At 69.4% G+C, this 14,610-nt stretch carries 9 protein-coding genes; 8 read left to right on the plus strand and 1 reads right to left on the minus strand.

The genetic code is table 11. From position 1 onward, the window contains the following. The first annotated feature begins 107 nt into the window (after positions 1 to 107). Positions 108 to 1,211, plus strand: a complete 1,104-nt coding sequence (locus tag VF106_RS15490) for a tetratricopeptide repeat protein (protein WP_330840395.1) — start codon at positions 108 to 110, stop codon at positions 1,209 to 1,211. Positions 1,212 to 1,359: 148 nt separating this feature from the next. Here VF106_RS15490 and glgP read toward each other — a convergent pair whose 3' ends face one another. Further along, complete coding sequence (gene glgP / locus VF106_RS15495; RefSeq protein WP_330840396.1) at positions 1,360 to 3,858, minus strand: alpha-glucan family phosphorylase; 2,499 nt, start codon at positions 3,856 to 3,858, stop codon at positions 1,360 to 1,362. Positions 3,859 to 3,981: 123 nt separating this feature from the next. Here glgP and VF106_RS15500 point away from each other — a divergent pair, with 123 nt between their 5' ends. The 7 genes from VF106_RS15500 (at position 3,982) to VF106_RS15530 (ending at position 14,607) form a co-directional block, all read left to right on the plus strand. After that, positions 3,982 to 5,949: an alpha-1,4-glucan--maltose-1-phosphate maltosyltransferase gene (locus tag VF106_RS15500; RefSeq protein ID WP_330840397.1), complete on the plus strand. Its 1,968-nt coding sequence runs from the start codon at positions 3,982 to 3,984 to the stop codon at positions 5,947 to 5,949. Between the two features lie 138 nt (positions 5,950 to 6,087). Continuing rightward, positions 6,088 to 7,047, plus strand: coding sequence for a zinc metalloprotease (locus VF106_RS15505; protein WP_330840398.1), 960 nt, complete (start codon positions 6,088 to 6,090; stop codon positions 7,045 to 7,047). 181 nt (positions 7,048 to 7,228) lie between these two features. Then, positions 7,229 to 9,049, plus strand: a complete 1,821-nt coding sequence (gene treS / locus VF106_RS15510; RefSeq protein ID WP_330840465.1) for a maltose alpha-D-glucosyltransferase — start codon at positions 7,229 to 7,231, stop codon at positions 9,047 to 9,049. Beyond that, positions 9,046 to 10,383: a maltokinase N-terminal cap-like domain-containing protein gene (locus tag VF106_RS15515; RefSeq protein ID WP_330840399.1), complete on the plus strand. Its 1,338-nt coding sequence runs from the start codon at positions 9,046 to 9,048 to the stop codon at positions 10,381 to 10,383. The genes treS and VF106_RS15515 overlap by 4 nt, the downstream gene beginning before the upstream one ends. A 313-nt stretch (positions 10,384 to 10,696) precedes the next feature. After that, positions 10,697 to 11,128 (plus strand): CBS domain-containing protein, encoded by a 432-nt coding sequence (locus tag VF106_RS15520; RefSeq protein ID WP_330840400.1) that lies wholly within the window; start codon positions 10,697 to 10,699, stop codon positions 11,126 to 11,128. Between the two features lie 55 nt (positions 11,129 to 11,183). Next, positions 11,184 to 13,367, plus strand: coding sequence for a 1,4-alpha-glucan branching protein GlgB (glgB, locus tag VF106_RS15525; protein ID WP_330840401.1), 2,184 nt, complete (start codon positions 11,184 to 11,186; stop codon positions 13,365 to 13,367). Between the two features lie 58 nt (positions 13,368 to 13,425). Continuing rightward, positions 13,426 to 14,607, plus strand: coding sequence for an MFS transporter (locus tag VF106_RS15530; protein WP_330840402.1), 1,182 nt, complete (start codon positions 13,426 to 13,428; stop codon positions 14,605 to 14,607). The last annotated feature ends 3 nt before the right edge of the window (positions 14,608 to 14,610 follow it).

Consider the following 14,610-nt stretch of genomic DNA (forward strand, 5'->3'; position numbering starts at 1 on the left):
GAGCCTGCCCTTTTGGCTGTCCGCTGGGCGGTGGGATTCGGGGGGCGGGCGCGTAGCGTCTGGTGGTTGTGCGGGTTGTTCGCGTTCTGCTGAAGCCCGGTTGCCTCGTGACCATGGTGACCGTCGCCGCCGTCGTGGTGGCCGAGCGGTCGGTGGCGGGGGTCGTGGTCGGGTTGCTCGGCGCGGGAGCCGGTACGTTGGCGGCTGTCGTGGCGAGTCAGGTCGGGCTGCTGGCGAGCGTGCTGGTGTCCGGTGTCACCGTGCGGCGGGTCGTGGTCGGTATCGGGCCGAGGGTGGCTGACTGGTCGACGCCGCAGCGGGTCGTGGCGTTACGGGCCGTGCCGATCATGGTGTCGGTCTCGGTGCGGGCCACGCGGACGCCCGTGCGGGTGCGGATCTGGGTGTCGGCGCTCTGCGCGTGTGCGTTCGAGGTGACGTTGGCCGTGTTCGCGGTCGTGCTGGCCAGCGGGCCGTTCACCAGGGGTTTCGCGATCGCCGCTGTGGCCTCGCTCGTGTTGTCGCTCGTGCCGAAGCGGACCGCGACCACCATGTCCACGGGCTGGCTGCTGTTCCGCCTGCCCTGGGCCGGCGCCGACGTCGCCCGGCAGATGGACGCCGCGCCGGCGATCGGCAGAGCCATCGAGGCGGCACAGGCCGGCGATCTCGTCACGGCCGAGCGCATGGCCGCTCACCTGCGGGAAACCTATCCGGACCTGCGGACGGCACTCGCTGCCCGGATCTCCGTGCTGGAGGCTCAGGGCCGGTACGCGGAGGCGATGATCCTCGCGGTCAAGCTGACCACGGACGCCCCGGCACGGGAGTCGGCGACGGCGTTCGCGGCACTGGCGGGGCTCGCGTGCGCCACCGTCGAGGCCGGCCAGGTGGACGCCGAGGTGGGCCTGTCCACGGCGAGCCAGGCCATCGAGAACGCGACGACCCTCGGCTACCCGAGCTACCAGCTCAACGGCACCCGCGCCATGGTCGAACTCCTGCGCGGCAACCTGAAGGAGGCCATCACCCTGGCCCGCCAGGCCGCCGGCACCTGCGACGACCTCCTCTCACGCGCCGACGACCTCGCCACACTGGCCCGCGCACACATGGCCGCCGGCGACAACCGCACCGCCCGCGAAGTACTCCACGAGGCAGAGAAGCTGGCGAAGTGGCGCCCCCGAGTAGCGAACACCCGCACCCGCCTGGAAGTAGCCAGCTAACTCGCGTGTCCAACACACCAGACCCGCGTGTCCAACACTCGAGACACGCGAGTTCGACAAACCTGCTTACCGCTCGGTCAGCGGATTCGTCGAACTCAGCGGTCCCGAATGTTGGACACGCGGGTCGTGGGCGTTGGACTCGCGAGTTTTAGGCCAGGACTACTCGGCCTAGTTCCACCGGGGTTGCCAGTAGTTCGTGGTTCGGGAGGACCCGTGCCGTTACGCCCAGTGAGCCCGCGTGCGGGAGGGACACCTCGGCCGTGTACTGGCCGTCAGCCGATGGGGTCATTGGCACGGTGACCACGTCGTACAGTTCGTCGCTGTCGGCGACTCGGCCGATCACGGCCTGGACCTGTACGTCCGAGGTGGACAGTCCGGCCAGTTCGACCGAGGCGCGGACCGCGACCCGTTCGCCCAGGACCGGGGTCTCCGACCCGTTCAGTGCCAGCTCGCACGATGTCACCCGGATGTGTGGCCACGCACCCGACAACCGCTCGCGGTAGGAGGCCAGTGCCCGTGCCACGCGGAAGCCCTCCGCGTCCGCCAGTTCCACCGCCGTCGCCGCCGGCGTGTACTGCGTCTCCACGTACTCCTGCACCATCCGGGACGCCTGGACCCGTGGCCCGAGCGTGGACAGCGTGTGCCGCACCATCGCGAGCCACTGGCGGGGCGCCCCATCAGAGCGGTCGTAGAACAGCGGCGCCACCTGCGAGCCGAGCAGCTCGTACAGCGCCGCCGCCTCCAGGTCGTCGCGGCGTAGCGGGTCGGACACGCCATCGGCCGTCGGGATGGCCCAGCCGTTGGAGCCGTCGTAGAACTCGTCCCACCAACCGTCCCGGATGGACAGGTTCAGGCCGCCGTTCAGCGCCGCCTTCATGCCGGACGTGCCGCACGCCTCCAGTGGCCTGGTCGGGTTGTTCAGCCAGACGTCACAGCCCCAGTACAGGTACCGCGCCATCGACATGTCGTAGTCGGGTAGGAACACGATGCGATGCCGCACGTCGTGCTCGTCGGCGAACCGCACCACCTGCTGGATCAGTGCCTTGCCGCCGTCGTCGGCCGGGTGCGACTTGCCGGCCACCACCATCTGGACGGGACGGTCCGGGTCGAGCAGCAGCGCACGCAGCCGGGCGTGGTCACGCAGCATCAGCGTCAGCCGCTTGTAGGTCGGCACACGGCGGGCGAAACCGACGGTCAGGACATCCGGGTCGAACACTGTGTCGGTCCACGCCAGCTCCAGCGGCGACGCGCCACGCTGCAGCCACGCCTCTCGCACCCGCCGCCGCACCTCGGTCACCAGACGCTTGCGCAGCTCGCAGCGCAGCTCCCACAGGCCGTGGTCGTCCAGCTCGGTGCCGACCGACGCCATCTCGCGCGCGGTCCACGTCGGCCCGTGCACGCCGTTGGTGACCGACGTGATCGGCACCTCCCGCGTGTCGAAGCCCGGCCACAACCCGCCGAACATGTCGCGGCTGACCTCGCCGTGCAGCTGGGACACGCCGTTGGCGCGCTGCGCGAGCCGCAGGCCCATGTGCGCCATGTTGAACATGCCGGGGTTGTCCTCGGCGCCAAGCGCGAGGATCCGGTTCAGCGCCACGTCCGGCAGCAGCGTGCCGTCGCCGAAGTAGTGCTGCACCAGGTCCACGGGGAAGCGGTCGATGCCCGCCGGGACCGGGGTGTGCGTGGTGAACACGGTGCCGGCGCGAACCGCGGACAGCGCCTCGTCGAACGTCAGCTGGTGCGCGGACATCAGCTCACGCAGCCGCTCCAGGCCGAGGAAGCCGGCGTGTCCCTCGTTCGTGTGAAAAATCTCGGGCTGTGGATGGCCGGTGAGCTCGCAGTACGTCCGCACGGCACGCACACCGCCGATGCCGGCCAGGATCTCCTGCCGGATGCGGTGGTTCTGGTCACCGCCGTACAGCCGGTCCGTGACACCGCGCAGGTCGTCGTCGTTGCCGTCCACATCGGAGTCGAGCAGCAGCAGCGGCACCCGGCCGACCTGGGCCTTCCAGATCCGGGCCCGCAGCACCCGCCCGCCGGGCATCGCGACGTGCACGAGGATCGGCGAGCCGGACGGCTCGACCAGCGGCGACAGCGGCAGCGCGTTCGGGTCGAGCACCGGATAGTGCTCGATCTGCCACCCATCGAGTGACAGCGACTGCCGGAAGTAGCCGGATCGATACAGCAGGCCGACCGCGATGATCGGCACGCCGAGATCGGACGCCGCCTTCAGGTGGTCGCCGGCGAGCACGCCGAGGCCGCCGGAGTAGTTCGGCAGTGCCTCGGTGACCCCGAACTCCATCGAGAAGTACGCGATCGAGTCGGCCATCCGACCGCCATCGAGGTGCGTCTTGCGCTCCTGGTACCAGCGCGGCTCCGTCAGGTAGCGGCGCAGGTCCTCGGACAGCTCCGCCAGCCTGGCGCGGAACCCGTCGTCGCCGGCCAGCTCGTTGAGTCTGCTGGCGGGCGCTTCGGCGAGGAGACGCAGCGGGTCGCCGAGGCGATCCCAGATGCCGGCGTCGATGGCGGCGAACAGGTCCTGCGTGCGTGGATGCCAGGTCCACCGCAGGTTGGTCGCGAGCGTCTCCAGCTCGGCCAGGGGCTCTGGCAGCCCGGCGCGCACGGTAAAGCGACGTACAGCTTTCACGTCGATCGACCCTACTGGGCACCACCGACTTGACTTCACGTGCGGGGCGGGGGTGTGGTCCGGGAGCAGACGGGGCACACTTTGGTCATCAACTTTAAGCGCGTGCGGGAGGGCTTCGCCGGCATGAGTGGCCGCCTAGGCATCGACGACGTTTCCCCGGTGATCAGCTGTGGTCGCTATCCGTCGAAGGCGGTGGTTGGCGAGCACATCCCCGTCCGGGCCACGGTCTGGAGAGAAGGTCACGACGCGGTCGGCGCGACCGTGGTGTGGCGAGGGCCGAACGACAAGAGCGAGCGGCAGACCCGCATGAAGGTCGACGACCCCTACGCCGACACGTGGATCGCCGACCTCCGTCCCGACTCGACGGGCATGTGGACGTACCGCGTGGACGCCTGGAGCGACCCGTGGGCGACGTGGAAACACGCGGTCGAGGCGAAGGTGGGCGCCGCCCAGACGGCCGAGGAACTGGCCAACGACCTGGAGAACGGCGCGCTGCTGCTCGACCGCGCCGCCCGGCGGTTCCCGCACAACGGCGAGAAGGCCATGCTCGTGTCCGCCGCGGCCGCGCTGCGGGACACCAAGCGCCCGCTCCCCGGCCGTATCGCCGAGGCACTGGACGAGCCGATCCAGCGGTACATGTGGGACTACCCCTTACGTGACCTGGTGACCCGTGGCCGCAAGTTCCAGATCTGGGTGGACCGCTCCAAGGCGCTGTACGGCTCCTGGTACGAGCTGTTCCCCCGGTCGACCGGCGGGCTCGACGAGTCGGGCAAGCCGGTGCACGGCACGTTCGACACCGCGATCAAGGAGCTGGACCGCGTCGCGCGGATGGGCTTCGACGTCGTCTACCTGCCGCCAATTCACCCGATCGGGCGGATGAATCGCAAGGGCCCGAACAACAGCGTCATCTCCGTTCCGGAGGACGTCGGCTCGACGTGGGCCATCGGCTCGGAAGAGGGCGGCCACGACGCGATCCACCCCGAGCTCGGCACCATCGAGGACTTCGACCGGTTCGTGGCGCGGTCCAACGAGCTGGGCATGGAGGTCGCGCTGGACCTGGCGCTGCAGTGCGCGCCGGACCACCCGTGGGTCACCTCGCACCCGGAGTGGTTCACCACGCGGCCGGACGGGTCGATCGCCTACGCGGAGAACCCGCCGAAGAAGTACCAGGACATCTTCCCGCTGAACTTCGACAACGACCCCGAGGGCATCTACGCCGAGGTGCTGCGGGTCGTCATGCACTGGGTGAACCACGGGGTCCGAATCTTCCGGGTCGACAACCCGCACACCAAGCCGCCGAACTTCTGGCACTGGCTGATCCACCAGGTGAAGGCGCTCGAACCGGACGTGCTGTTCCTGTCGGAGGCCTTCACCAGGCGCGCGCGGCTGTACGGGCTCGCCAGGCTGGGCTTCACCCAGTCGTACACGTACTTCACGTGGCGGACCTACAAGCAGGAGCTGATCGAGTTCGGCGAGGAGATCGTCGCGCGGGCCGACGAGGCGCGGCCGAACCTGTTCGTGAACACCCCGGACATCCTGCACGCCTCGCTGCAGGTCGGCGGCCCGGCGATGTTCGCGCTGCGTGCGGTGCTGGCAGCGACGTACTCGCCGAGCTGGGGCGTGTACTCGGGCTACGAGCTGTACGAGCACGAGCCGGTCCGGGAGGGCTCCGAGGAGTACCTCAACTCGGAGAAGTACGAGCTGCGGCCGCGTGACTTCGAGCAGGCGCTCGCGGAGGGCCGCTCGCTGGAGCCGTGGATCACCCGGCTGAACACCATCCGCGCCACGCACCCCGCCCTGCAGCAGCTGCGCACGCTGCACTTCCACAACGTGGACAACGACGCGCTGCTGGCGTACTCGAAGCAGGATCCCGCCACGGGCGACACGGTCATCGTCGTGGTCACGCTGGACCCGGACCACCCGCAGGAGGGCACGGTGTGGCTGGACCTGCCGGCCCTCGGCCACGAATGGCAGGACCGCCTGATCGTCCACGACGAGGTCACCGGCGCGACGTGGGAGTGGGGCCAGGCCAACTACGTCCGGCTGGAACCGCAGCAGGCGGTGGCTCACATCCTGTCGGTCGCACGCTGACCGCACACATCCGAAAACGGTAATTGTCACCCTGCACATGGGGGCTGACAAGGGCTTTCTCTGCGGGCACACACCACGTACGGTCCGTCGCACAGCGCGACTCGCATGAGTCGCGTTCCCTGCGTGAGAGGTACGTGCATGTCCCTGCAAAGAAGCGTCAGCCTGCTGGCGTCGTTGGCCACGGCCGCAGCCGTGTTCACCGTCGTGCCGGCCGGCACCGTCACCGCGGCACCCACCCAGTCCGACGTCTCCGGCGTCCTGTGCGAGACCGATGAGGGCTCGGCCGCACGCGTACGTCCCGGCGAGGAGCACGCGGGCGAGCGCAACGAGATGACGGCGAAACAGGCCGCGGCCGCGGAGAAGGACTTCCAGGCACGGCTCGCGGCCAGGAAGGCGTCGGCCGGGCCGGACCTCGGTATTCAGGCCGTCACCACGATCCCGGTCGTGTTCCACGTCGTCTACGCCACCAACGGCACGGGCAACGTGACGAACACCCAGATCAACCAGCAGATCGCCGAGATGAACCAGGACTTCGCCGGCGGAGAGTCGTCCCAGGCCTCGAACACCGAGTTCCAGTTCACCCTCCAGACGGTCCGCCGCTGGCAGAACAACAGCTGGTTCAACGACCCGGACAGCGCCTCCGGCGAGGCCGCGATGAAGTCGGCCACCCACGAGGGTGACGCCGGCGTGCTGAACATCTGGTCCACCAACACCAGCTACCTCGGCTACGCGACCTTCCCGTCCTCGTACGCACAGGACCCCGAGCTCGACGGCGTGGTGATGCAGTACGGCTCCATGCCGGGCGGCTCGATCACCAACTTCAACCTCGGCAAGACCGCGTCGCACGAGACGGGTCACTGGCTCGGGCTGTACCACACCTTCCAGGGCGGCTGCAGCTCCACGAACGACCGGGTCGCCGACACACCGGCACAGCGGACCTCGACCGAGGGCTGCCCGGAGGGCAAGAACACCTGTCCGGCGACCGGTGTGGACCCGATCCACAACTACATGGACTACAGCTACGACAGTTGCTACAACCAGTTCACGCCCGGGCAGACGACCCGCATGAAGAGCCAGTGGGCCGCATACCGCGCATGACCTGACATGAAATGACGAAACGGGCGCCGTCGGGGAATTCGACGGCGCCCGCGCCGTGCGTGATGCGGTCAGAGCAGTGACCATGGAGTGGGGCAGTGGTGATCGACCTGGCACCATGATCACCACTCCCCGACAAAGGCTGTTCGGGAGCGAGCTGAACAAAGGTGCGGGAATGATCGATATGCCGGAAGCAGCAACGGACCCACGTCCGGATGCCGCGCTGGGGCTCGACGGGGTGCCACACACGGGAGAGTCCCTCACCGCCGACGGCCACCTGGTCGAGCCGAACGCCGACGACTTCCGCCATGCGAGATCAGCTCCCAAACAGCAGGACTGGTACAAGACCGCGGTCTTCTACGAGGTGCTCGTCCGCGCCTTCAACGACTTCACCAACGACGGCACCGGCGACCTGCGCGGGCTGGCCGACAAGCTCGACTACCTGCAGTGGCTCGGCGTCGACTGCCTCTGGCTGCCCCCGTTCTACGCGTCGCCACTGCGCGACGGCGGCTACGACATCTCCGACTTCCGCGCGGTGTTACCTGAGTTCGGCACCGTCGAGGACTTCGTCTACCTGCTGGACCAGGCGCACCGGCGCGGTCTGCGGGTGATCACCGATCTGGTGCTCAACCACACCTCCGACGCGCACCCGTGGTTCCAGGAGTCGCGGACGCACCCGGACGGGCCCTACGGCGACTACTACGTCTGGTCGGACACCGACGACCGGTACCCGGACGCCAGAATCATCTTCGTGGACACCGAGACGTCCAACTGGACCTACGACCCGGTCCGCGGCCAGTTCTACTGGCACCGGTTCTTCTCCCACCAGCCGGACCTCAACTACGAGAACCCCGAGGTCCAGGACGCGATGATCGACGTCCTGCGGTTCTGGCTCGACCTCGGCATCGACGGCTTCCGGCTCGACGCGGTCCCCTACCTCTTCGAGGAGGAGGGCACGAACTGCGAGAACCTGCCCCGCACGCACGAGTTCCTGAAGCGTTGCCGCAAGGTCGTCGACGACGAGTACCCCGGCCGGGTACTTCTCGCGGAGGCCAACCAGTGGCCCGCGGACGTGGTCCAGTACTTCGGCGACGCGGCCAGCGGCGGCGACGAGTGCCACATGGCGTTCCACTTCCCGTTGATGCCACGGATCTTCATGGCCGTGCGACGTGAGTCCCGGTTCCCCATCTCCGAGATCCTCGCGCAGACACCCGCGATCCCCGCCGGCGCGCAGTGGGGCATCTTCCTGCGCAACCATGACGAGCTGACGCTCGAGATGGTGACCGACGAGGAACGCGACTACATGTACGCCGAGTACGCGAAAGACCCGAGGATGAAGGCGAACATCGGCATCCGCCGCCGCCTCGCGCCGCTGCTCGACAACGACGACAACCAGATGGAGCTGTTCACCGCGCTCCTGCTGTCGCTGCCCGGCTCCCCCGTCCTGTACTACGGCGACGAGATCGGCATGGGCGACAACATCTGGCTCGGCGACCGCGACGCCGTCCGCACCCCCATGCAGTGGTCCCCGGACCGCAACGCAGGCTTCTCCCGCTGCGACCCTGGCCGGCTGTACCTGCCGGTGATCGCCGACCCGGTGTACGGCTACCAGGCGGTGAACGTGGAGGCGCAGCTCAACAACTCCTCGTCGCTGCTGCACTGGACGCGCCGGATGCTGCAGGTGCGTCGTGAGCACCCGGCGTTCGGGCTCGGCGAGTTCAACGAGCTGGGCTCGTCGAACCCCAGTGTGCTGGCCTACCTGCGCCATCTGCCGGCCTCGGACGGGCAGCCGGACGACCTGGTCATCTGCGTGAACAACCTGTCCCGCTTCCCGCAGCCGGTGGAGCTGAACCTGTCCGAGCTCGTCGGGCGGGTGCCGGTGGAGCTGACCGGCGGGGTGCGGTTCCCGCCGATCGGTGAGCTGCCGTACCTGCTCACCTTGCCGGGCCACGGTTTCTACTGGTTCCAGATCACTTCCGAGTTGGACGAAGGCGAGACCCCGTGACGGTGATCCGACCAACCAAACTGGCCGAGGAGCTCGGGGGCACGTTGGTGCGATGGCTCGTCGGGCAGCGGTTCTTCCGCACCAAGGGCCAGGCGGCGACCTCGGTGTCAACTGTACGGTCGTCCGTATTGTTGGAGGGCGACCCCGCGCTCGTGCACGCCATGGTGTCGGTCGACGGCGGCGATCCCTACCAGCTGCTGTTCGGGATCCGCGGACATCTGCCCGACCACCTGGCGCACGCGGCGATCGGCGAGTTCGGCGGCGCGGTCGTGTACGACGCGCCGCACGACCCGGACCTGATGGCGGCGCTGATGGACCGGCTGTTGTCCGGGGAGTCCGTCGGCGGACTGCGGTTCGAGGCGGACCGGCCGATCGCGCCCGGGATCCGGCCCCGGCCGGTCGGGGTGGAGCAGAGCAACACCTCGCTCGTGTTCGGGTCGAGCATCCTGAAGCTGTACCGGCAGCCGGCCGAAGGCCCCAACCGCGACGTCGACCTGCACCGGGCGCTCGCCGGCAGCCCGCACATCGCGGCGCCGCTGGGCGTGCTGACCGACGAGCGCGGCCCCGCACCTGTGGTGCTCGCGTTCCTCCAGCAGTTCCTGCCGGACGCGGTGGAGGGCTGGGCGATGGCGACCGCCAGCGTGCGTGACCTGCTGGCGGAAGGCGACCTGCACGCCGACGAGGTGGGCGGCGACTTCGCCGGCGAGGCGGGCCGCCTTGGCACGGCCGTCGCGGAGGTCCACGCCGCGCTGGCGAAGGCGACGGGCCGGCGGATGGTGAGCGCGGCGGACCTGGGCGCGGAGGTCGACGCCATGCACGCCCGGCTCGACGTCGTGCTCAAGGAGGTGCCGGCACTCGCGCCGGAGGAGGCGACGCTGCGCGCGGCGTTCGACGACGTCCGCGGCCTCACCACCCCGGCGCCGATCCACCAGATCCACGGCGACCTGCACCTCGGCCAGGTCCTGCGGACCACGGCGGGCTGGATCCTGATCGACTTCGAGGGCGAGCCGGGCGCGACCCCTGAGCAGCGCGTGGTGCCCCGCTCGCCGCTGCGGGACGTGGCCGGCATGCTCAGATCGTTCGACTACGCCGCGTTCCACCTGCTCCCCATCGACGACGACCGTCAACTCGCGGCACGGGCCACGGAATGGGCGGACCGCAACAGGGACGCGTTCTGCGCCGGCTACGCGGAGGTGGGCGAGGACCCGCGCCAGCAGTCGGTACTGCTGCGCGCACTGGAACTGGACAAGGCGGTGTACGAGGTCCGCTACGAACACAACAACCGCCCGGACTGGCTCGCGATCCCGCTGGCAGCGATCCAGCGTCGCGGCTGAGCTGTGACATGGCCTCGCTCCGCTCGGCGCTGAGCGGGCCTTAACCCGGCGTCTTCCCTCCTGCGCGCGCAGACCCCCTGGGCTCCTCCGTCGCGCAGGAGATCTCCGTGCTCGTCAGTCCAGACACCGGCGGCCCGCTCAGTCACATGGCCTCGCTGCCGCTCGGCGTTCGCGGGCTGTGACATGGCCTCGCTGGAGCTCGGCGATCTCGCTTCGGCGCTGTGCTTGTCTAGCGGGCGCCTCCTGCGCTCGTTAGCCTGGATCAAAGGGCCTTCACCGGCGAGGGCCGCACGCCGACGATCGGGGTGTCACCATGCGGGTCGCGGATTTGTTGCGTACCAAGGGTTCCGAGGTGGCCACCGTGCCGCCGAAAGTGTCGGTCACCGGGCTGCTGGAGGACCTGGCCCGTTACAACGTTGGCGCGCTCGTGGTCGTTGACTCGAGCGGCGCGCTGGTCGGGATCGTGTCAGAGCGCGACGTGGTGCGCCAGCTCAACGAGCGTGGCGCGGAGCTGCTCACCAGGCCGGTCGAGGAGATCATGACCACCGACGTCGTCACGTGCGGGCCGACCGACGCCGTGGACAGCCTCGCCGAGGTCATGACCCAGCGACGCGTCCGGCACATGCCGGTCGTCGACGGCGGGCGGCTCGTGGGGCTCGTCAGCATCGGTGACGTGGTGAAGAGCCGAATCGAACAGCTGGAGTCCGACCGCGAACAGCTGGAGTCCTACATCGCCCAGGGATGACGTAATAGGGACTCTGTTGAGCGGGCCAGCGATCACGGCGGCAGAATGAGCGATGATGAACGCGAACCCGGGCAAGCCCTCCGCTGACGATCTGCACCGGTTGCTGGCCGGCGCGCATCACGACCCGCACTCGGTCCTCGGGGTGCATGCCGATCACGTCGGCACGACCGTCGCCCGCGCCTATCGGCCGGGCGCGAAAGCCGTCGCGGTAATCGCCGGTGACTCGCGGACCGAACTGGACGAAGTGGCCGACGGCGTGTTCGCCGGTGTGCTGGCCGACCATCCCGGCGCGTACAGGCTGGAGGTCGACTACGGCGGCGACCCGGTGCTCGTCGACGACCCGTACCGCTGGTTACCAACACTGGGCGAGCTGGACCTGCACCTGTTCGGCGAGGGCCGGCACGAGCGGCTGTGGGACGTGCTCGGCGCGCACGTGCGGTCCTACGAGACCCCGGACGGGGTCGTGGAGGGGACGTCGTTCGCCGTCTGGGCGCCGAACGCCCGCGGCGTGCGAGTCAGCGGCGACTTCGACGGCTGGGACGGCCGCGCGAACCCGATGCGCTCGTTGGGCTCGTCCGGCGTCTGGGAGCTGTTCATCCCCGGACTCCCCGCCGGCACCTGCTACAAGTTCCGCATCCTCGGCCCGAACGGCGACTGGCACGAGAAGGCCGACCCGCTCGCGTTCGCCACCGAGGTGCCACCGGCGACCGCGTCCCGCGTGGCGGTGTCCAGTCACGTGTGGACCGACGACGAGTGGGTCGACCGCCGCGACGCGACGCAGTGGGTGTCCGCGCCCATGAGCGTCTACGAGGTGCACCTCGGCTCGTGGCGCCCCGGCCTCGGCTACCGCGAGCTGGCCAGCGAGCTGGGCGACTACGTCGAGCAGTGCGGCTTCACCCATGTCGAACTGCTGCCAGTGGCCGAGCACCCGTTCGGCGGCTCGTGGGGCTACCAGGTCACGTCGTACTTCGCGCCGACCGCCCGGTTCGGCTCGCCGGACGAGTTCCGCGTGTTCGTGAACGAGCTCCACGACCGGGGCATCGGCGTGATCATGGACTGGGTGCCGGCGCACTTCCCGCGCGACGAGTGGGCGCTGGCCCGGTTCGATGGCACCGCGCTGTACGAGCACGCCGACCCGCGCCGGGGCGAGCAGCCCGACTGGGGCACGTACGTGTTCGACTTCGGCCGCACCGAGGTGCGTAACTTCCTGGTGGCCAACGCGCTGTACTGGTTGGACGAGTTCCACATCGACGGTCTGCGCGTCGACGCGGTCGCCTCGATGCTGTACCTCGACTACTCGCGCAAGGAAGGCGAGTGGCTGCCGAACGTCCACGGTGGCCGGGAGAACCTCGACGCGGTCCGGTTCCTGCAGGAGCTGAACGCGACTGTCTACAAGCACCACCCGGGCACCCTCATGATCGCCGAGGAGTCCACCGCGTGGCCCGGCGTCACACGTCCGACGCACCTTGGCGGACTCGGCTTCGGTTTCAAGTGGAACATGGGCTGGATGCACGACACGCTGAGCTTCGTCGGCCACGACCCGGTGCACCGGTCCTATCACCACAACGAGCTGACGTTCTCGCTGATGTACGCGTGGAGCGAGAACTTCGTGCTTCCGCTGTCCCACGACGAGGTCGTGCACGGCAAGGGTTCACTGTGGACACGCATGCCGGGCGACGACTGGAAGAAGGCGGCCGGCCTCCGCTCGCTGCTGGCGTTCATGTGGGCGCATCCCGGTAAGCAGTTGTTGTTCATGGGCGGCGAGTTCGGCCAGGCGCAGGAGTGGTCGGAAAGCCGTTCCCTGGACTGGCACCTGCTCGACGAGCCACTCCACGGAGGCCTCCGCGAGCTGGTGGCCGACCTGAACCGCGTGTACCGCGAGCACTCGGCCCTTTTCGTGGCGGACAACCGTCCGGAAGGCTTCCGCTGGATCGACGCGAACGACTCGGCGAACAACGTCGCGAGCTTCCTCCGCCTCGACCCGGCCGCTCCGGAGGCAGTGGTGGCCTGCGTGGCCAACTTCTCCGGCGGCCCACACCAGAACTACCGCGTCGGCCTTCCCCGCGCGGGCCGCTGGCGCGAGGTAGTGAACACGGACGCCGAGATCTACGGCGGCTCCGGCTGGGGCAACATGGGCGTCGTCGAGGCGGAGGAAGGGCACCCGTGGCACGGCCTGCCCGCGTCGGCCGTACTGCAACTGCCCCCACAGGGCGTGCTCTGGCTGGTCCCGGAGGACTGACCGAGGAAAGCGGAACCGCCCCCCGGGCCGTTGTGTTGATCAGTTAACGTGGCGCCGCGTGCGGCGATATCGCGAACTGCTGAGTATTCCGGGGGTAGGCAGGCTCGCGGCGGCGGTCCTGCCGGCGCGGCTCGCGACCTCGATGTTGAACCTGTCGCTGCTGGTGGCCGCGTCCCAGCGGTACGGGTACGCGACCGCTGGTCTGCTGCTGATGGTGTTCGCGGTGGCCAACTCCGTCGCCGGGCCCATGCGGGGCCGCACGGCGGACCGCAAGGAACCGCGGCAGGTCATGTTGTGGATGACGGTCGGGCACGCGGTCGCGTGGGCCGGTCTGCTGGCCGGGCTCTTCGCGAGCGCGCCCGCGGCGGTCATCGCGGTCGCGGCCGGGGCGCTCGGGGCGACGGTGCCGCCGGCCGGTCCGGTCGTGCGTGGCCTGTGGCCCGCCATCGTGGCCAAGGAGAACCTGCCGACCGCGTACGCGTTCGACGCCGCGCTCAACACCGCCGCCTTCCTGACCGGACCGATGATCGCTGGCGGCCTGCTGCTGCTCATGCCCGCGCCAGCGGCGGTCGCGTTGACCGGTGTCTGCAAGCTGACCGGGGACCTGCTGATCTCGATCTCGCCCACCCTGCGACACCATCGACGGGACGGCGAGCCCGCGCCGCGTGGCCTGCTCGGGCCGCTCGCCAACGGCCGGGTGCGGCTGCTGCTCGGCATGATCGTGTTCGACACGTTCGCGTTCGGCTGCCTCGAGGTCGCGGCTGTCGCGGCGGTGTCCGGACGGGGCACGGCCGGGGTGTTCCACAGTGCGATGGCGCTCGGCGCTGTGGTGGCCAGCATCGGTTACGGCGCCCGCACCTGGCCCGGTCGCCCGCACACGCAACTGGTCGTGCTGCACGCGACCGGCGCCGCCGTCCTCGCCGGCGCGGGACTGGCCGGCGCCGAGCTTCTCGTCCTCGTCGCCGCGCTGTACACCGTGTACGGCCTGGTCAACGGTCCTGTGGAGACACTCCAGCAGGTGCTCGTCGGCGAGCTCACCCCTGAGAGCCAACGGATCGAGGCGTTCGCGTGGGTGTTCAGCCTGATGTGGGCCGGTTTCGGCATCGGCACGACGGTCGCGGGCCGGCTCGTCGCTGATGGTCAGCCCAGTGGCGCGTTGTACGCGGCCGCGATCGGTCAGGCGCTGGTCGCGGGCGTCGCGCTGACCGCATTCCGCCGTCCTCACAACACGGACACGTAAAGA

The sequence above is a fragment of the Actinophytocola sp. genome (assembly GCF_036378875.1).
GTDB lineage: Bacteria > Actinomycetota > Actinomycetes > Mycobacteriales > Pseudonocardiaceae > Actinophytocola.